Annotated in this window: 18 protein-coding genes, 1 tRNA gene and 2 pseudogenes; 13 read left to right on the top strand and 8 right to left on the bottom strand. The window is 58.9% G+C overall.

Going from position 1 to position 18079, the window contains the following annotated elements:
* Positions 1-435: 435 nt before the first annotated feature.
* Complete coding sequence (locus CUV01_RS19570; RefSeq protein WP_157994758.1) at positions 436-1047, top strand: hypothetical protein; 612 nt, start codon at positions 436-438, stop codon at positions 1045-1047.
* Positions 1044-2387, top strand: a complete 1344-nt coding sequence (locus tag CUV01_RS02125) for a radical SAM protein (protein ID WP_101459021.1) — start codon at positions 1044-1046, stop codon at positions 2385-2387. The genes CUV01_RS19570 and CUV01_RS02125 overlap by 4 nt, the downstream gene beginning before the upstream one ends.
* A 715-nt stretch (positions 2388-3102) precedes the next feature.
* On the opposite strand, the gene CUV01_RS02120 is transcribed toward CUV01_RS02125, so the two are convergent.
* The 5 genes and pseudogenes from CUV01_RS02120 to CUV01_RS02105 all read right to left on the bottom strand — a co-directional run bounded on the left by CUV01_RS02120 (position 3103) and on the right by CUV01_RS02105 (position 5740).
* Positions 3103-3723: a hypothetical protein gene (locus CUV01_RS02120; RefSeq protein WP_101459020.1), complete on the bottom strand. Its 621-nt coding sequence runs from the start codon at positions 3721-3723 to the stop codon at positions 3103-3105.
* 1 nt (position 3724) lies between these two features.
* On the bottom strand, positions 3725-4117 hold the full coding sequence (locus CUV01_RS02115; RefSeq protein WP_101459019.1) for a hypothetical protein: 393 nt from the start codon (positions 4115-4117) through the stop codon (positions 3725-3727).
* A 1-nt stretch (position 4118) separates the two neighbouring features.
* Positions 4119-4466, bottom strand: a complete 348-nt coding sequence (locus tag CUV01_RS02110) for a hypothetical protein (RefSeq protein ID WP_101459018.1) — start codon at positions 4464-4466, stop codon at positions 4119-4121.
* Positions 4467-4481: 15 nt separating this feature from the next.
* Positions 4482-4607, bottom strand: a pseudogene (locus tag CUV01_RS20200) (transposase); the annotation flags it as partial.
* Between the two features lie 107 nt (positions 4608-4714).
* Positions 4715-5740 (bottom strand): type II restriction endonuclease, encoded by a 1026-nt coding sequence (locus tag CUV01_RS02105; RefSeq protein ID WP_157994757.1) that lies wholly within the window; start codon positions 5738-5740, stop codon positions 4715-4717.
* A gap of 217 nt (positions 5741-5957) precedes the next feature.
* Here CUV01_RS02105 and CUV01_RS02100 point away from each other — a divergent pair.
* The 11 genes and pseudogenes from CUV01_RS02100 to CUV01_RS02050 all read left to right on the top strand — a co-directional run bounded on the left by CUV01_RS02100 (position 5958) and on the right by CUV01_RS02050 (position 14892).
* Positions 5958-7087, top strand: a protein-coding gene (locus CUV01_RS02100) for an IS3 family transposase (protein ID WP_101458713.1) whose coding sequence is annotated in 2 segments (ribosomal slippage) — positions 5958-6192 and positions 6192-7087 — 1131 coding nt in all. Because the reading frame shifts where the segments join, the coding sequence is not laid out codon by codon here.
* 56 nt (positions 7088-7143) lie between these two features.
* Positions 7144-7677 (top strand): annotated as a pseudogene (locus CUV01_RS02095) (LysE family translocator).
* 254 nt (positions 7678-7931) lie between these two features.
* Positions 7932-8291 carry a response regulator transcription factor gene (locus tag CUV01_RS02090; RefSeq protein WP_232962429.1) on the top strand — a complete coding sequence of 120 codons (360 nt, stop codon included), beginning with the start codon at positions 7932-7934 and terminating at the stop codon, positions 8289-8291.
* 27 nt (positions 8292-8318) lie between these two features.
* Positions 8319-8588: a hypothetical protein gene (locus CUV01_RS02085; RefSeq protein WP_198731866.1), complete on the top strand. Its 270-nt coding sequence runs from the start codon at positions 8319-8321 to the stop codon at positions 8586-8588.
* On the top strand, positions 8578-11241 hold the full coding sequence (locus CUV01_RS02080) for an ATP-binding protein (protein WP_101459016.1): 2664 nt from the start codon (positions 8578-8580) through the stop codon (positions 11239-11241). Before CUV01_RS02085 ends, CUV01_RS02080 begins: the two co-directional genes overlap by 11 nt.
* A gap of 88 nt (positions 11242-11329) precedes the next feature.
* A complete protein-coding gene (locus CUV01_RS02075) occupies positions 11330-12577 on the top strand; it encodes a FliM/FliN family flagellar motor switch protein (protein ID WP_101459015.1) in 1248 nt (415 codons plus the stop codon).
* Positions 12578-12666: 89 nt separating this feature from the next.
* Positions 12667-12885 carry a translation initiation factor IF-1 gene (gene infA, locus CUV01_RS02070; RefSeq protein WP_010397442.1) on the top strand — a complete coding sequence of 73 codons (219 nt, stop codon included), beginning with the start codon at positions 12667-12669 and terminating at the stop codon, positions 12883-12885.
* Between the two features lie 7 nt (positions 12886-12892).
* The gene (locus CUV01_RS02065; protein ID WP_101459014.1) at positions 12893-13513 is read left to right on the top strand and encodes a Maf family protein; all 621 of its coding nucleotides are present in this window, start codon (positions 12893-12895) and stop codon (positions 13511-13513) included.
* The gene (locus CUV01_RS02060; RefSeq protein WP_101459013.1) at positions 13510-14574 is read left to right on the top strand and encodes a ribonuclease E/G; all 1065 of its coding nucleotides are present in this window, start codon (positions 13510-13512) and stop codon (positions 14572-14574) included. Before CUV01_RS02065 ends, CUV01_RS02060 begins: the two co-directional genes overlap by 4 nt.
* Positions 14574-14744, top strand: a complete 171-nt coding sequence (locus CUV01_RS02055; protein ID WP_101459012.1) for a DNA gyrase inhibitor YacG — start codon at positions 14574-14576, stop codon at positions 14742-14744. Before CUV01_RS02060 ends, CUV01_RS02055 begins: the two co-directional genes overlap by 1 nt.
* Before the next feature lie 72 nt (positions 14745-14816).
* Positions 14817-14892: transfer RNA gene (locus CUV01_RS02050), tRNA-Phe, on the top strand.
* 155 nt (positions 14893-15047) lie between these two features.
* On the opposite strand, the gene CUV01_RS02045 is transcribed toward CUV01_RS02050, so the two are convergent.
* The 3 genes from CUV01_RS02045 to CUV01_RS02035 are packed head-to-tail and all read right to left on the bottom strand — an operon-like array spanning position 15048 to position 17948.
* The gene (locus CUV01_RS02045) at positions 15048-16553 is read right to left on the bottom strand and encodes a tripartite tricarboxylate transporter permease (RefSeq protein WP_101459011.1); all 1506 of its coding nucleotides are present in this window, start codon (positions 16551-16553) and stop codon (positions 15048-15050) included.
* Between the two features lies 1 nt (position 16554).
* Positions 16555-16986: a tripartite tricarboxylate transporter TctB family protein gene (locus CUV01_RS02040; RefSeq protein ID WP_157994756.1), complete on the bottom strand. Its 432-nt coding sequence runs from the start codon at positions 16984-16986 to the stop codon at positions 16555-16557.
* Entirely contained in the window at positions 16983-17948 is a 966-nt protein-coding gene (locus CUV01_RS02035; RefSeq protein WP_101461802.1) for a Bug family tripartite tricarboxylate transporter substrate binding protein, read from the bottom strand. Before CUV01_RS02035 ends, CUV01_RS02040 begins: the two co-directional genes overlap by 4 nt.
* Between the last annotated feature and the right edge of the window lie 131 nt (positions 17949-18079).

Below are 18079 nucleotides of genomic sequence, written 5' to 3'. Positions count from 1 at the left end.
CGCCACTAGACCGTACGTAATCGGAGGTTCGACCATGCAGCTGCAAACTGCACCGAGCAGATCATGCTGGGGCAAGGCTGCCCTTGCATCTTTTAGCGAATCCTTGCCAAATCGCGTATGGCTTTCCGGCAGGCGGCCTATGCCCGCAGGCAGCAAACAAAAATTTGCCATCCCAGCCTTTAGCAATCCCATAAAGAACCATTTGACTCAAGGGCATCTAAAGTGCGTAACTATTCAGAAAAGACCCGCTCGTTCATAGCGCAGATTCTCTCGAGAGAAAATTGCTGTGTGGTCGAGGGACACGCATATCGATGCTAAGAAGGCGAGAGTTTCAGTCAGGTTTGAAAGGCCACCAACCAGATGTAACTCCCACTAAATCAACTTGCTTGACGCTAGGTGATACGGAAAATCTGTTTACTTTAAGTGGAGCTAGCAATGAATTCCAGGCGCAAATTCATAGTATCGCTTTCGCTAGGCTCTCTTGCCGCAAGTGTCAATGCAAAAGCATTATCTGCGCAAGAGGCAGCAGAAAATCTACAGCTAACTGTCAATAAAGTATATGATCTTTCTACCCTTCCTGACATTGACAAAGAAAAAATTCAGAATCTCTCCAAAGTAGTTGCCGAAAGTATCGGGCAGCAATTTTTAGATAATAATTTTTCCGATTCAGGTAATTGTGGGTGTAATGCGGCATGCACATGCAACAGCGACAACAATTCTTGCTGCGAGAATAAATGCGCATGCCATTCTAAGTCGGCAATGCTCGGATACGATTCTAGTCTTATTATCACGTCTCCGGAGTTTGAAGATATTGTTCGGGACTTTAATCCAGAACAAGTTGACACCTTTGAGAATGCAATAATCGGGGTCATCCAGTCAGAAAAATATGGCGGTCCTGGCTTCGGAGTAAGCGATACAAGTTCTCAGATCGCCCCGGGGACGTACACTCCCCTACAACTGCAGGAACGGTTCTTTTCTGAGAAGAGTTTGAATGGGAGCGACGTATCGGAAAAATTCATCCTTAGGCAATTTGGGGTTGAAAAATGATCAAGCCTCTTGATGTCCCGCTGAATGGATCAAAGGTAGATGATCGAGTTTCGTCAAACGCAGATGCTTTTCTGATTCCCGCTATGGACAAAACAATTTTCTACGATCCTTTGGGTAGTAGAATTGCTGTTTTGAACGATGACGAAGTTTCTGCATTAAAGATTGCGTTTGCTGAGCTAAGTTCCGAAAAGTCCCCCAAGCCGGCGCTGACGACAACAAAGAAAAAGTGGAAGCCAACCCAAGCTACGTTCTCAAACACGCAGAAGTGCACGCTCCGATGCAAGTACTGTTATGCTGATGGTGGACGACTTGATGACGCGGTAATAGATCTTAGTATTGCAAAGTCTGCGATCGATTTGATTATCTCGAATTGTGAAGGCTCGGAGAAGCCGGGGATCAACTTCCTAGGAGAAGGCGAGGCGACTTCTGACTGGAAAACCTTCGTTTCGATAATAGATTACTTTAAAGAATCCTGCTCCCGTTCAAACCTAGTCGGCCACGTTGACCTAAGCACGAACGGGGTATTTAATCATAAATATATTGATTACATTGCTGCTAATGTTGATAGAACTACATTTTCCGTAGATGGACTTTCTTCAAGCCACGATAAGGGTAGGGTTCTTCCGAGTGGAGCGGGGTCGTTTGATCTCGTTTTGGCGACGATGAAGGAGTTTGACCGAAGATCATTGAACTACGACATCAGGTCGACCGCGACCGTCGAGGCGACTCACCAGTTGCCTGCATTTGTTGAATTTATTGGAAGTAATCTTCAGGTAAGAGAAATTCATGTCGAGCCTGTCTTTGATGTCTCTTCTTTCGCATTAACAATAGATCCGGTAAAGTCTCCACCCGCGGAAGCGTTTGTATCGGCCTTCCGTAAGGCGCGACAGATTGGTGCAAAGTACGGAGTGTCGCTGTACTTTTCATCTTCTGATCTTGAATTGAAGGATAGTTTCTGCGGTGCAAGTGACGCGCGCAATTTAATTATTACATCCAAGGGGATCGTTACTAGCTGCAATGAGGTACTTCGTGCAGATGATAGGCGGGCCGGTTTGTTTCAATATGGAGCATGGAGCAAAGATAAGCAGGAGTTGACAATCGACCAGGATAAAGTATCGGCGTTGGCGAACCTAAAAGTCCACAATATGAGAAAATGTGAGGGGTGTTTCGCGAAGTACAACTGCGCCGGCGACTGCTACGCAAAAACTCTTGCCGAGCAAGGAGAAATACAAAATTCGACTTATACAAGTCGTTGCATTGTAACTCGTGAGTTGCTTCGAGATAACCTTATGATAGAGGTTGGAAAATATGCCAGGAGCGCAGAAATCGGAAGCAGCTAGATTGCAGTGAGCAACATGTCTTAGCTCGTAATATTTCTTGAGTGCTCCGCCGTAGAATCAGATAGAAGCGTCTATTGGCTGCTTTGGGGTTTTGCGTCCGATGGCATGGACATGAACACATTCTGCGAGTGACCGCTTGGTACATTTCGGAGCTTACCATCCCGCGCCACGATTGGATTGCTTTTCGCCCGTCATGTGGAGGCTAGACCAACCGAGACCCTTCAGCCTACCTACTGAATGACCAGTTTGTCCGCAGCTTTCCAGTTCGTGTGTCGTGCCGTAAACGTCTGCACCCAAGTAGATATCTTGGTCGGCGTCTACATGCTGACACTCGCTACACATTCTTTTGCTAGTTTCTGATCATACAGGTGAGGCTGGGCGGCTGGTTACATCAACGCCACATCAACCTGCGACTGCGGGATTCGCACCTGTCTTGCGCGCGAATCCGTGCCAATGTCGGTCGATGCAGGAGCGCAAATCGTTCCAAATCAAAGGCTTGCGCCGTAACTGATTGATATTGCTAACTTATTGAAATTTAAGGGCTATGGGCTCATAACCTGAAGGTCGTAGGTTCAAATCCTACCCCCGCAACCAAAAAAAGCACCTAAGATCAAACGCTTACATGCTGACTGAAATAGTCGGGAATCCGCATCGGCGTTTTACATCAACGCCACATCAACGTTTTGGGAGGCCATCAGCGATAGGCTGCCGGCGCCTACTTTTCCGGAGCATGCATCAGTGGAATGATCGTGTGACGAACATGAAAATCGCAGCCCGAATTCGGGCATTTATGAATTGTCCGAAAGAACAACTTGGGCTGAGCGATGTCGAAAGAAAGCTTGGCTTCGGGATGATTGGCGAAAAGACGATCTCGCCAAGTCGTGAGTACATTTAAAGAATTTCCGGTCCGGTGGTAGATAATGAGTTCGCCATGATCCCTGCCATCCATCGCGGTCCCATAACGGGTAGACAACTGAAGGAATCCGTCTGCGAGCCAATTATAGTCGCTGTGGATTTTTGCCTCACCGAGCCACATGAAGCCGTCTTCCGCATCGACAACAATATCGCAATGGCCATTAATATGGCGATCATGTCTGGCTGAAATTCCAGACGCGCTGAGCATGTTGGCGATCTGCATGCTAAGTTCGTCCTCGCTGCGATCCTCGTTTAATCCGCGCGTATCGACGAGCCTGCTATAGCAACGATCCAGCGCTTCTTCTAAAATGCTCAGGCGCTCGCCATGATCACCAGCGAATTGCCACCTCAGGACAATTCCACCAGGCCGATTACCAAAGAATTTTAGATATTCTGCTACTGAAATATCCTTCGGGTTCACGTCAAAACTCACCCCGAAGCGAATAAAAGATCCGGACCTGTTCTAGCGGGTTTGAAACGAGCTCGCCCGATGTAGGATGCGCCAACTTGCCGTTGTGCAAAAGCTCACGAAAATCCTCATTGGATAAATGGAGCTGTCCTTCTTCTGCATCATCAAGGTAGCCATGCACCTCGAGAATAGCGCCGTCTTTAGAGCTCAAAATGCTTAGCGCCGGAAGCAAGCTATCGCGGTCAGGCGACTCGCCGAGGCGTTCGTAAAAGAAGGGAAGGCCAAGATGCTGGCCATCGCCAGGCCTTAGTTTCGCGAGGATATCCGTGATCGCCAGACACGCAGACAAGATTCGCGGCTCAAGCCGCGAATCCGCAAGCCTGTTTCTGAATTCCGCGATGTCCATCTCACGAGTGTGGCACATCTTGCTCGTCGAGTTTAGCCTTTCTGCCAAGACGATCGATCACAAATTCATAGTCCACCGCACGTACGCAGTTCTCGATCAGCGCGCCAGTGATGACGGGATCACCAGTATTGCTGTTGCCGGCAGGCCCGGAAGCGGACAAGTTGATAGAAGGCGTATAGACGATGTTGTCCTCAGAAAAGCCCCATTCGACGGTGATACGATAGATCGCGATAGCCTCAACAGCCTCTTTCCCAGCGACGTGGTATGCTTCGGTTCGTTGGTCGGCGTCTCGCCGCCGGCGCGGCAATTTTTCATCCTTTATGCCGCCGGTCGTGGTCTGAAAGGTCATCTGAGTTACCGTTCATTGATGGATCATCGTGGGATGCACCCCGAACCGGCTCGCCAACTCGGCCGCCGTCTCCTCGCCCTTCAGGGCTTCCAGCGCGACCCTCGCCTTGAACTCAGGCGCGTGCTGTTTGCGTTTCGACATTTCTGATCTCCTTCTCGCCGAAGATCAGCAGACGGCAAATCCTAGCTTATGTCAGTGTCCGAATTTCGGGGAGTAGCTCAAACTATGGATTCTCGCTGACGCCATCGCTATGCCCACTGGTTCATCGCCGGACGAATGACACCACTGCAGAACTGTTCGAATGTCAGAACGTTCTTATGACCACTGTATTCGGTCTCCCTCGCGTCCATAAGGCTTTCCGGAATCACAAGATGTACGCCGAAGGACGCCATGTCCTCAATCGCGTTCCCCGCGATGTTCTCGTCGACCGTGGTCAGGTAGAGCCTGTGTTCGCCCTTCTCGCGCTCGACCTGCTTCCAGCGCTCGCGCAGGGTGGTTTTGGCGCTCAGGATAAGCCCCGATGCGGCAGCAGCGTCCCCGCTCCGGATGAACCGCAGAGATGGCAGGATGAAGTCCGGCCGCTTCTTCGCTTCGATGACGACCTGCTTTTCGAAGGGGATTCCTCCACCCACCAGCATCGCTTCGATATGGTGTTCGTAGGAATAACCCGCCCGTGATTTCCGTTGCTGGCTTGCCGACAGCATAAGCGCATCGACCCGCGGCAGTTCGTTGACCAACTGCCGGATGACCTCCGCGACTGTCATGTCACGCGGATCGTCGCCCATGACGATGCGGACAAGCTCAACAGCCCGCTCGCGGCGCTGGAACTCCCGAAACATGTCCCATTCGATGATGCGACTGATTTCGCGCAGGGCATCCCCCGGGCGCTTGATCACAAAGGGATCGAGACGTTCCAGACCGTGCATCTGGAGGTATCGGCCACGCGCCAGCCCGGCCAGTTCTTCGGTCTTCGGCATTGCCGCGCGGGCGCGTGCGAAGTCGACAATCGTTCCGGCATGCCAGGCTGCGATGAGCTCTTCGACGAAATCCAGCACGCGATCTTGCTCCCGCGCACGGATTTCGGCGGTCTCGAACTCACCGATCAGGAAATCGGGCGTGATGTCGAGCTGTGCCAGAAGCAGTTCGGCGTCATCACTGGTCGAATCGATGGTCAGGCACTCGTAGGCCGTATCTTCTCCCTTTCGGTATCGGCCCATAACGAGGAATGACGCCGGTGAAAGGTAACCGAAGCATTCCTTCGGCAGGCGGGTCATATGTGTTTCGGGGCCCTTGCTCGTGTAATGCACGATCCGGGTGTGTTTGCTACGCTCGTCGCCAGAAGCCTGTGGCCAATATGTGTCGAACCAGGCCTCCCGGATCGGGGCGGCGTTGGCATCTTTGCGTGCCTTGGTCCCGAGAGGCGGAAAGTGGACCTGTCGCGGTTTGGTGCCGCTCCTTTGACCACGTAATGTGCAGCAAAGGAGATGAACCATGGGCACAGTCAGGACGGATGAATTTCGCAAGGATGCAGTGCGGATTGCGCTGACCAGCGGGCTTTCGCGGCGTCAAGTTGCGGATGATCTTGGGGTCGGCTTGTCGACCCTCAATAAGTGGGTGAACGCACACCGGGACACGGACGTAGTCTCAGCCGAGGATCGCGAGTTGGCGCGTGAGAACGAACGGCTTCGGCGCGAGAACCGTATCCTCAAGGAGGAGAGGGACATCCTAAAAAAAGCCACCCAGTTCTTCGCGGGCCAAAAGCCGTGAGGTTCAGGTTCATCGAAGAACAGCGCGGGGCCTTCCCGATCGACCGGCTTTGCCAGGTGATGAATGTCAGCCCGCGTGGATTACGGGCCTTCCGCAGCCTCCCAGCCAGCCACAGGCAGCGCATGGACATGGTCGTTCTGGCGCATATCAAGGAACAGTCGCGTCTGAGCTTGGGCAGCTATGGTCGGCCGAGGATGACAGAGGAGCTGAAAGAGGTTGGTGTCGATGTCGGGCATCGACGCGTCGGTCGCCTGATGCGCGAAAACAGGATCATCGTTGAAAGAACGCGTAAGTTCAAAGCCACGACCGACAGCGCCCATACGTTCAACATCGCCCCGAACCTGCTGGATCGCGACTTTAGTGCAGCCGGGCCCAACCAGAAATGGGCGGGCGACATCAGCTACATCTGGACCCGCGAGGGCTGGCTATATCTGGCAGTCATCCTGGACCTGCACTCCCGCCGCGTGATCGGCTGGGCTGTCAGCAACCGGATGAAGCGCGATCTGGCGATCCGGGCCTTGAAGATGGCGATTGCCTTCAGGTCGCCACCCAAAGGCTGCATCTTCCACAGCGACAGGGGCAGCCAATACTGTTCGCATGACTACCAGAAGATCCTGCGCCAGCATGGCTTCAAAGTCTCGATGAGCGGCAAAGGTAATTGTTATGACAATGCGGCCGTCGAGACATTCTTCAAAACCATCAAGGCCGAGCTGATCTGGCGGCGGTCATGGGTAACCCGGCGGCACGCTGAGATGGCGATCTTCGAATACATCAATGGGTTCTACAATCCGCGTCGACGGCACTCAGCACTGGGCTGGAAAAGCCCGGTCGCTTTTGAACGGAAGGTGGCTTAAACGAGCACTCGGAGCGGCACAAATACGTGACAGGTCCAGTCCTCGCCGGAACGTCCATGTCTTCAGGCCGCACGTCAGGCTTGGCGCTTGCGTCCGGGATCACGACTGGCTCGCTCATGTGGTCAATCGCTGCTGCTTTGGGTCTCGGAGCCGTTATGCTCGCAAACGCATGGGTTTTTGAGCTAATCCGCTACTTCGGCGTGGCCTACCTGATGTTTCTTGCCTAAAAGGCAGCGCGATCAGCGTTGTCTCAGAAGGATTTAGCAACAAAGTCTTTCACAGGCGGTAAGCGTTCGCTTTACGCAAAAGGGCTAGCTCTGCATCTGACCAACCCGAAGGCAATCCTGTTCTTTGGCTCCCTGTTCTCGCTCGGCATTCCATCCGGAACGGGAGTGGAACAGCTTGCAGTTGTTATCGCGGCCGTCGGGTTGCAGAGCTTTTTGGTATTCCACGGCTACGCACTGCTCTTTTCGTCACAAGCCATGACAAGGTTCTATTTGAAGTTGCGGCGCTGGTTTGAAGCTGCGTTCGCGATTGGATTTGGCGCGGCGAGCTTCAAGATACTGACGGCAAAGGTGCAATCACCGTAGGTCTGCTTCGTCCGCATTGCTGACGTCAAGGTGCGATGCAGCGAGAGGGCCGCCCTACCACGATATGAGAAGGTCGGGCTAACTTATCGGACCATAGCGGCAGACCGCCGGTTGCCATTCAACCGCATCCCCCGCGCCAGGCGCTCGGTTTCGGTTTTAACCGCCGCGTGACCCTCGGTGACAATCGTTTTGACAGCGGGCGCTGCGCCCGCGCATGATGCGGCCAGGGTGTAGGGGCGGCAGAGGCGTTTGGCGTGGAGGATGGAACCGATATCCTGCTGATTGAGGACGAGCCGAATATTGCCGAAGCCGTGTGCTTTATCCTGGTGCGCGATGGTTGGCGGGTGGCGACAGTCAGCGATGGGGCCGAGGCGATGCGTTCCTTGCGCGAGCGCATGCCCAGGCTGGTGGTGTTGGACGTGATGCTGCCCAACCGCTCGGGTGATGAAATCCTGACCGAATTGCGCGCGGACGGCGATGCGGCACTGGCCGCGACACCGGTGCTGCTGCTGACGGCGCAAGGGCGGCCCGCTACCGAACTGGCCGATGCGATCCTGGCAAAACCCTTTGCCAATGACGATCTTCGGGCGCTGGTGCGGCGCATGATAAACTAGGGCGAGGGTACGGCGCTGCGACAGCCATTGTTTCTGGAACGGTCATCCTACCGGCGCAGGCGCCTTGGCGATGCGGCGCGAATCCTGCCCGTTCTCGCGCTGTTGTTGATCCTTGTTCCGGTCTGGTGGGTGCCAGAGGCCGTCAGTCTGACCGGCGGCGCGCTGTGGTTGTTCGGGCTGTGGGCCGCACTGATCGTGCTGACGGCTGCACTGCATATTGCCCTTCATGCTTCTGATCGCGCCGCATGGGCGCGCGGCGAGGATGACAGCCAGTCGGGGGGCGAGGATGAGCGTTGATCTGCTGGTCGGCGCCTGCCTGACCTATGTCGCGCTGATGTTTCTGGTGGCCTTTGCCGCTGATCGCGCGGCGGTGCGGGGCAAGATCAGGTGGCTGGACCATCCGGTGGTCTATACGCTGTCGCTGTCGGTCTATTGCTCTGCCTGGACCTTCTTTGGCGGGGTTGGCTATGCGACCCGATCAGGTCTGGAATTTGCGACGATTTATCTGGGCCCGACCATCGTATTTGCAGGGGCGTGGTGGGGGCTGCGCCGGTTGGTCCGCGTGGCGCGGATGCATCACGTCACCTCGATCGCTGACCTGATCTCGGCGCGGTTTGGCAAGTCGAACCCGCTGGCGGCGCTGGTCACGCTGATCGCGGTGATCGCCTCGACCCCGTATATCGCCCTGCAATTGCAGTCTGTCAGCCTGTCCTTTCGCGCCTTCACCATTGACAGCGCCGACGCCGTTCAGGGCAATACCGCGCTGTGGGTGGCAGGCGGCTTGGCTGTGTTCACCATCATCTTCGGCACGCGCAACCTGGCCGCGGATGAGCGCCACCACGGCGTCGTCACGGCCATCGCGCTGGAGGCGGTGGTCAAGCTGGTTTCCTTTCTGCTGTTGGGAATATTCGTGGTCTGGGGGCTGGCCGACGGCCCCGCTGATGTCATCGCCCGGATCGCGCGGGCCACGGCCGCAGATAAGCAATTGTCCGAAGGCTGGCTGCTCAAGCCTGATCGCTGGACTGCTCTGATCATGGTGTCGGGGATCGCGGTGGTGACACTGCCGCGCATGTTTCAGGTCATGGTGGTCGAGGCCGCCGATGCCGAGCGGTTGCGCGTCGCTGGCTGGGCGTTTCCCGCCTATCTTTTCGCCATGTCGCTGTTTGTCCTGCCCATCGCCATCGTCGGGCGCGAATTGCTGCCCGAGGGGTCCAACCCCGATCTGTTCGTCCTGACCTTGCCGTTGTCGCAGAACCAGAACGCATTGGCGTTGCTGGTTTTTCTGGGCGGCTTCTCCGCGGCCACCTCGATGGTTGTCATGAGCGCCATCGCGCTGGCGACGATGGTCTCGAACCACTGGCTTGTGCCGGTCTGGTTGTGGCTGCTGCGCAAGCCGGATGGCCAGGATCCCGATGATCTGGGCCGCTTTGTCCTGAACGCGCGGCGGTTGGCCATTCTGGCAGTCGTTGGCGGTGGTTGGGTTTATCATCAGGCATCGGGCGGCTCGGCGGCGCTGGCGGCGATGGGTCTGGTGGCGTTCACGGGCATGGCGCAGGTCTTTCCGGCGATGCTGGGCGGGTTGTTGTGGCGGGGTGCAACGCGGGTCGGCGCCTATGCCGGCGTCGGCACGGGGCTGGTGATGTGGCTGGTGCTGATCTTTCTGCCCTCGGTCGGTATCGGCACGGGGCCGGTTTTCCCCGCAGGCGTCGATCAACTGGCCGGTTCGATCGGACTGTCGCTTGGGGTGAACACTCTGGCGTTTCTAACGCTGTCGCTGCTCAGCTTTCCCGACCCTGTCGAACGACTGCAGGGCCTGTCTTTCGTCCACGCCGTAGAGCCAGAGGGCCCCGGCGCGCCGACCGATGGAAACGTGCGCGGCGCAGAATCGCTGATGGCCATGGCCCGCCGCATCTGGGGTGCAGATCCGGCCTTGCGGTTTTTCCAGGCCGAGGCCGTGGCGCAGGGGAAAACCGGGTTCTTGCCCGATCTGACCCCGCGCTTTCTGACCCGCCTCGAACGGCGGCTGGCAGGGTCGGTGGGTGCGGCCACGGCGCATGCGATGATTGGGCGCGTGGGCGGCGGCGCGGGCCTCAGCGTCTCTGATCTGATGGAGGTCGCGGGCGAGGCCAGCCGCGCCAAGGAAGAGGCAAGGCGGCTGGAAACCGCACGTGACGAACTGGATCGCACGGCGCGCCAGTTGCGCGAAGCCAATGAGAAGCTGACCGAACTTTCGGTGCAAAAGGACGAATTTCTGGGTCAGGTCAGCCATGAACTTCGCACCCCCATGACCTCGTTGAGGGCTTTTTCCGAATTGCTCAAACTGCCCGATTTGCCCGATCAGGACCGCACCCGCTTTGCCGGGATCATCCATGATGAAGCCGGCCGCCTGACGCGGTTGCTCGATGATTTGCTGGACCTGTCGGTATTGGAAAGCGGGCGCGCCGCCCTGAATGTCTCGGTCGCAAATCTGCATGATCTGATTGATCGGGCGCTGGAGGCTGCGTCGGCCAGTGGGCCGGAACGCAATTTCACCATCGACCGGGATCTGCCGTCCGAACATGTGCCAGTGATCACCGATACCGATCGTCTCTTGCAGGTCTTGATCAATATCATCAGCAATGCCCGCAAATATTGCGACGCCGAGCGTCCCGAACTGCGCATCCGGGCGCGCCGCCTGTCTGATCGATCGACTGTCATCGACGTGATCGACAATGGTTCGGGCATTGATCTGGACCGTCAGGCGCTGATCTTTGAGAAGTTCTCGCGGCTGAATGACCCCATGCGGGCAGGCGGCGCGGGGCTGGGGCTGGCCATCTGCCTTGAGATCATGAACGCGCTTGGCGGGGATGTGACCTATCTGCCGGGGCAGGGCGGTGCCGCGTTTCGCGTCACGCTGCCAGCGCGCCCGCCCGGCCAAAACCGTACCGAGGAGGCCGAGGAAGCCGGGTAGAGCGGCGCAGGTAAAGGGCCGACATAAACGAAATCTAAACCTGTCTCGGTGATCTTGCTCGAAAGGCAATGGGCGATTCGGACGGGTGATGGCTGATTTGGATGCAGGTCAGGGGCAGGGCGAAACATCCGGGCAGCGGGTGTTGTCTGGCCTGTTGAAGGCACGCGACCAGGCGCGGCTGGCCGATGGCGCCGCGCCCTCGCTGCCCCATCCGCAACCCGCAACCGTCAAGCGCGCGGCACTGAATGCCATCGGCCGCGCATTTGAGCGGTTGTATAAACTGCCGGCCAGCCCGCTGGAACTGTCGCCTGCGGCAATCACCTTGGCCGAGATGGCCGAACTGCTGCCCCAGCCCGCGCTGCTATCCGTGGTCGAAGGGGCGGGCGAGGCAATTGGCGTGGTGGCAATCTGCCCCAGCTTGATGACCGCTCTGATAGAGATGCAGACGATCGGGCGGATCACGTCGCGCCCGGTCGAAACGCGCCGCTCAACCCGCAGTGATGCGATCATCTGTGCCGATTTCGTCAATGCGCTGCTCAGCGAACTGGGGGGCGAGATCACCAGGATCGACGGGTTCGAGAATTTCGGCGGCTTTCGTTATGCCAGCTTTCTCGAAGACCAGCGGCCGCTGTTGCTGATGCTGGAAGACTGCCCCTATCGCAGTCTGGCCTATACCGTGAAGGTAGGTGGTGAACCGGGGCGCGAAGGCAAGATATTCGTTGCCCTGCCTCAGAAAACTGCAGTCGCAGCGCTGGCGCCGCCAAGCCCTGCTGAGGCGGTTATGGCCGCGCCTGCGACCGATGAAAGTGATCGCCCTGCACCGGATCTGACCGCACCGATGGCGCAAGCGCCGATCGAGGTGGTGGGCGTTCTGTGCCGCCGCTCGATGCGATTGGGTGACTTGCGCGATTTGCGCGCGGGGCAGGTGCTGCCTTTGCCGCGTGTTGATCTGTCGCATACGCGCCTGGAGACAAGACTGGGTCAGTTGCTGGCCACGGGCAAGCTGGGCGAGTCCGAGGGCTATCATGCGATCCGTTTGCGCCGTGAGGGCGAGCAGAAGCTGACCGGCGGCGATGACCAGCAGGCCGGCAAGACGAACGATCAGGCTGCATCGACCGCATCGGGCCTGACGGCCCATGATGTGATCGCAAACGGCACCCATCCCGCGCTCGCGCCGGAACCGCCGATGGCGGACCTGTCGCTTCCCGACCGTTTTCGCACCGGCACAGCGGTTCCAGGGGATGCCAAGCAGCCGCCGCCCCAAAACAGCGGAACGACGGTCGCACCGGCCCCAACCACGGCAGACGCGCCACAGAAAAGCGCCAATACTGGCTGACGGTACGCTTCCCTCTTGAAATATCCCCTGTTCCGCCGCATGTAACAGCGGCCTCGCAGATGCGGGGAGGACATTAAGATGGAGTGACCATGGCCAAGGAAGAAATGCTCGAATTTCCCGGCGTCGTGAAGGAACTCCTGCCTAATGCGACGTTCAGGGTCGAGCTGGAAAATGGCCATGAGATCATCGCACATATGGCAGGAAAGATGCGCAAGAACCGCATCCGTGTTCTGGCCGGCGACAAGGTTCAGGTGGAAATGAACACCTATGACCTGACTAAAGGGCGCATCAACTATCGGTTCAAATAGGCACGCAATGCCTGTTTCGCCGCATTCGGGACACGCACTGGCGCGCCCCGACCAGCCGCGTCTGATCCTCGGCTCTGCCAGCCCGCGACGGCTGGAACTGCTGGCGCAGATCGGCATCCGTCCGTCAGATATCCGACCTGCGGATATTGATGAAACGCCTCATGATCGTGAGACGCCGCGCGACTATGTTCGCCGCATGGCTGCTGAAAAGGCCGAGGCGGTGACGCTAAAGCCGGGCGAAGTCGTGCTTTGCGCAGATACCACAGTGGCTGTCGGGCGGCGCATTCTGGGAAAACCCGACGATGCGGCCGAGGCTGCTGCATTCATGCGACTGATGGCGGGGCGTCGGCATCGCGTACTGACGGCCATCGCAATACGCAGCACCACCGCCTGTCGCGTGAGACTGGTCGAAACGGTGGTCAGGATGTCACTGATCGACCCGGCGGCGCTGCAGCGATATATCATCAGCGAAGACTGGCGGGGCAAGGCTGGCGGATACGCCATTCAGGGACCTGCCGCCGCATTCATCCCGTGGATACAGGGCAGTTATTCCGCCGTCGTCGGGCTGCCATTGGCCGAAACCGCCGCGATGTTGGCCAGCGCGGGCATTACCGGAGAGACAGCATGAAGGGTCGCCAGATCATCCTGGGTCAGTTGTTCGGGGCCAAGGCTGCAGCCCTGGTGCAGGACGGCCAACTGATCGATCTTTTCACCGATTATTCGACTCTGACTCCGCTTGCGCCCGGCGCGATCTGCAGGGGGGTTGTCGACCGGCTGGTCAAGGGGCAGGGCGGGGTCTTTCTGCGTCTGCCAAACGGTGCGCGGGGCTATCTGCGAGACCGCAACGGCCTGAGTGAAGGCCAGCGATTGCTGGTCCAGATCAGTGGCGTGGCGGACGAAAACAAGGCGACGCCCGTCACGGCGCGGCTGTTGTTTCGGGGTCGCCATGGCATCGTGACGCCGGGGCGTCCGGGCGTGAATGTCTCGCGCAGCATTCGCGATGATGAGTTGCGTGCAGAATTACAGGCCTTGGGCGCCAATCTGATGGCAAAGGCCGATCCCCAGTGCGGGCTGATCCTGCGCAGCGCCGCCGCGGGTGCCGATGCGGAAGAGATCAGGGCCGAGCTTGCACCCCTGATCGCCATGGTCGGTGATATGCTGGCCGAGACCGATGGTCCGCCCGAACTGTTGCTGGATGCGCCCGGCCCGCATGACGCCGCCTGGATCGACTGGGCAGAGCCCGCGCCCGATCAGGTGGACGATGCCGAGGGTGCCTTTGAGCAGTTGGGCGTGACCGAAATGATCGAGGACTTGCTGGCCCCTGATGTCGCGCTGCCGTCGGGGGCATCTGCCGCAATCCAGCCGACGCGCGCGCTGCTGGCCATTGACGTGAATACGGGCGGTGACACCTCGCCTGCAGCCGGCCTCAAGGCCAATATCGCACTGGCGCGCGAGCTGCCGCGACAGTTGCGGTTGCGCGGGCTTGGGGGGCAGGTGATCGTCGATTTCGCCCCCATGCCCAAACGCGACCGGGCCACGCTGGATCAGGTTCTGAAGTCCGCATTCAAGGGCGAGGCGGCGGAAACCGTGCTGGTCGGCTGGACCAAGATGGGCCTCTATGAAATCAGCAGGAAACGCGACCGCGCGGCCCTGTCAGCACTCGCGCTCGCGGCAAAGAGGAGGTCCTGATGGCCGGTTGCCCAATCTGCGACAAGCCAAGCGTTCCCGCCTATCGCCCCTTCTGTTCGCGTCGCTGTGCCGATGTCGATCTGGCGCGCTGGCTGCGGGGTGATTACGTCATTCCGGGACCGCCCGCAGATCGATCCGATGATGCCGATGACGATCAGGGCCGCAACTGAAGATTTGTCGATTTCGGGACTGGACAGCGCCGCGCCGCGACCGTAAACAGCCCAAGGTCGTAAGGCCTATTGGCCCGGATAGCTCAGTTGGTAGAGCAGCGGATTGAAAATCCGCGTGTCGGTGGTTCGAGTCCGCCTCCGGGCACCATTATTTCAGAAAAGTCGCGATTACCTCACCTCCTCTGGGCGGAATATGGCATGACGTTTCTTGGCCTACTGCGCCCCAGCTTTTCTCTACTTCGCCAGATCAGGACGCATGTCCGGCCGCGCCTTGCCCGCAACGCTGCGAATCGTTGTCGGCGACTAGTCTTCTGGCGGCATCGGGATCGCACCGGGGCGCCGTGACAGCCACAGCGACAATCCAAGGAATGCCGCCGTCAGCGCATAGATCACCAGGGCAATCGGGCTTTGAACCAGCACAACAAAATCCCCGCCCGAGATCGACAGCGCCCGGCGCAGGTTGTTCTCCATATCCATGCCCAGCAGCAGGCCCAGGACGACCGGGACCAGCGAAAATTCCAGTTTGCGAAGGACAAAGCCAAGCACGCCAAAGCCGACCATGATCATCAGGTCAAAGGCCGCGTGGGTGATGGCGTAGACGCCCAGATAGCTGATCGCCACGACCAGCGGCATCAGGCCCCAGACCGGCAGACCCAGCACGCGGGTGAACATCCCGATCAGCGGCAGGTTCAGGATCAGCAGCACCAGATTGGCCAGATAGAGTGCCGCGACCAGGCCCCAGACCAGATCGGGGCTGTTCTGAAACAGCAGAGGCCCCGGCTGGATGTTCAGCGATATCAGCATGGCCAGCATCACCGCCGTCGTGCCTGATCCCGGCACGCCAAGCGTCAGCATCGGGATGAGTGCGCCGCCGCTGGCTGCGTTGTTTCCGGCCTCGGGGGCGGCGACGCCGCGTGGATCACCGGTGCCGAACGTGCCGTCCTTGTCGCTGATGCGTTTCTCGAAACTATAGGACATCACGGCCCCTAGCGAGGCGCCCGCCCCCGGCAGGATGCCCGCGATAAAGCCGATGACAGAGCCGCGGGCAGAGGCGCCCAGCCCCTCTTTGACCCGTGTCAGCCGAGGGAAAACGCGGCCCGGCGGCACCAGGCTGCCGCTCTTGGCCTTTTCTTCCAGAAAGAACAGGATCTCGGACAGGGCGAACAGCCCGACCAGCGCGACGATCGGATCGAACCCGTCATAAAGGTTGAAACTGCCAAAGGTATAGCGCGCCACGCCGGTCGAGGGGTCCAGCCCGACGGTGCCCAGCATCAGCCCCAGCAATGCCGCCAGCAGCGTCTTGCGCGGGTCGGTGCCGGTGATGCCGCCGATGGTGGCAAACGCCATCACATACAGCGCGAAATAATCCGCCGGCCCGAAATAGATTGCCGCCTTCGCCAGCATCGGTGCGAACAGCGTCAGACCGATGGTCGCGAAGGTTGCGCCGATGAACGAGGCCACGCCCGAGATCGCCAACGCATCTGCCGCCTGGCCCTTCCTGGCCATGGGATAGCCGTCCAGCGTGGTCATGATGGCCGGCTCATCGCCCGGAATGTTCAGCAGGATCGCGCTGATCCGCCCGCCATACATGCAGCCGTAATAAACGGCCGCCAGCAGGATCATGGACGAGGTCGCGTCCAGCCCGAAGGCGAAAGTCAGCGGGATCAGGATCGCCACGCCATTGACCGGCCCCAGCCCCGGCAGCGCGCCGATCAGCGTGCCCGCAAAGCAGCCGCCGACGATCAGCAGCAGGTTGATCGGCATGGCGGCGGTGGCAAAGCCGGTCATCAGCGATGAAAGGATATCCATGTCAGCTAAACCATGTCCCGAGCAGCGGCAGGGGCAGGCCCATCGCGCGATCAAACAGCAGATACAGCCCCGGTGCCGCCAGTGCAGCCGTCAGCAGCCCCTTGATCGGCGGCGCGCCCATCAGCAGAGCCAGCCCAAGGATAGCGGCGAATGTGGTTGGCACGAAACCCACCGGCTCCAGCAGCAGGGCATAGCCGATCAGGATCGCCACTGCCGCAGCCTGCCGTAACAGCCCGTCGCGGCCCGCCCAGGTGGCGTTGTGGCGCGGCCAGATCATCAGCGACAGCGACAGGATGATCGCGGGTATGCCCACCACGCGCGGAAAGATCGCAGGCCCCAACGGGTCGCCAAAGCCTGCGGTGTATCCTGCCGACAACCAGACATAGCCGGTTGCCAGCAGAAAGAAGAACAGACCGGAAAGCCGGTCGGTCACTGAATGACGCCGATCTGCCGCGAGATCTCGGCCATTTGTGCCTCTTGCTCGGCGACATAGGCGATGAACTCTTCGCCGCCACGCCAGATTGGTTCCAGACCGCTGGCTTTGGCCGTTTCCTGCCATGCCTCGCTGTCATATAGCGTCTTCAGCCGCTCGACCCAGGCGTTATAGCCTTCGTCGCTGACCTCGCCGCCGGTATAAAAACCGCGCCAGTTATAGCCGGTCACGTCATAGCCCTGCGATTTGGCCGTCGGCAGGTCCGGGAAGGCCGAGATGGGCTCATCCGACAGCACCGCCAGCACCCGGATATCGCCGGAATCGACGAAACCCTTGATCTCACCCAGATCGGTTGAAACCAACCCGACCTGGCCGCCCATCATCTGCGTCACCGCCGGGCTGCCGCCGTCGAACTGCACCCAACGGATCTGGTCCAGCCCTTCGATGCCCGCAGCTTGCGCCAGCAGCAGCAACCGGATGTGGTCCCAGCCACCGGCCCCCGAAGAACCCGAGGTGACAACCGAGGTCGCATCTTCCTTCAGCGCGGCCAGCAGATCGTCCAGCGTTTGATAGTGGCTGTCTGCCGCCACTGCGATCACGCCGACATCCGCACCCAGCATCGCGATCCAGCGCATGGTGTCGGTGCCCGCCGGATATTTGCCCTGTGCGATCTGTGTGATGCCCACCGTCGAGGTCGCCACCAGCAGTTCCGCATCATCGGCACGCTTGCTGGCGACATTGGCAAAGGCCACCGCGCCCACGCCGCCGGGCATGTTGGTGACCTGAACATTGCCGTCAACCAGACCTTCTTCGGCCAACAGGCGACCGACCTCTCGGCAGGTGAAATCCCATCCGCCGCCGGGATCGGCGGGCGCGATGCACTCGGCTGCCGTTGCGGGTAGGGCAAACAGCATCGTCGCCGCCACGCCGGCTGCGCGCAGCCCGTTCAAGTTCCAGATCATCTTGTTCCTCCCTGATGACTTATCTCCGGCTGCGCTGCTGACGCTGCTTTCGTTGCCGTCATTGACGCCCCCTTTGATTTTGGTATCCCAAACCTGCATATGTTTGCAAAGCCGATTTTGATCGGGGCTTT

The organism is Paracoccus tegillarcae (assembly GCF_002847305.1).
Classification (GTDB): Bacteria; Pseudomonadota; Alphaproteobacteria; order Rhodobacterales; family Rhodobacteraceae; genus Paracoccus; species Paracoccus tegillarcae.
The sequence above is the reverse complement of the archived record's forward strand: the minus strand, read 5'-3'. Positions and strand labels throughout refer to the sequence as shown.

Coding starts and splice junctions, on each gene's coding strand:
- CUV01_RS02045 (WP_101459011.1), bottom strand. CDS start 16,553: ATGGATATCCTTTCATCGCTGATGACCGGCTTTGCCACCGCCGCCATG.
- CUV01_RS19570 (WP_157994758.1), top strand. CDS start 436: ATGAATTCCAGGCGCAAATTCATAGTATCGCTTTCGCTAGGCTCTCTT.
- CUV01_RS02075 (WP_101459015.1), top strand. CDS start 11,330: ATGGCTGATTTGGATGCAGGTCAGGGGCAGGGCGAAACATCCGGGCAG.
- CUV01_RS02065 (WP_101459014.1), top strand. CDS start 12,893: ATGCCTGTTTCGCCGCATTCGGGACACGCACTGGCGCGCCCCGACCAG.
- CUV01_RS02125 (WP_101459021.1), top strand. CDS start 1,044: ATGATCAAGCCTCTTGATGTCCCGCTGAATGGATCAAAGGTAGATGAT.
- CUV01_RS02110 (WP_101459018.1), bottom strand. CDS start 4,466: ATGACCTTTCAGACCACGACCGGCGGCATAAAGGATGAAAAATTGCCG.
- CUV01_RS02115 (WP_101459019.1), bottom strand. CDS start 4,117: ATGGACATCGCGGAATTCAGAAACAGGCTTGCGGATTCGCGGCTTGAG.
- CUV01_RS02080 (WP_101459016.1), top strand. CDS start 8,578: ATGAGCGTTGATCTGCTGGTCGGCGCCTGCCTGACCTATGTCGCGCTG.
- CUV01_RS02060 (WP_101459013.1), top strand. CDS start 13,510: ATGAAGGGTCGCCAGATCATCCTGGGTCAGTTGTTCGGGGCCAAGGCT.
- infA (WP_010397442.1), top strand. CDS start 12,667: ATGGCCAAGGAAGAAATGCTCGAATTTCCCGGCGTCGTGAAGGAACTC.
- CUV01_RS02035 (WP_101461802.1), bottom strand. CDS start 17,948: ATGATCTGGAACTTGAACGGGCTGCGCGCAGCCGGCGTGGCGGCGACG.
- CUV01_RS02105 (WP_157994757.1), bottom strand. CDS start 5,740: ATGACCCGCCTGCCGAAGGAATGCTTCGGTTACCTTTCACCGGCGTCA.
- CUV01_RS02055 (WP_101459012.1), top strand. CDS start 14,574: ATGGCCGGTTGCCCAATCTGCGACAAGCCAAGCGTTCCCGCCTATCGC.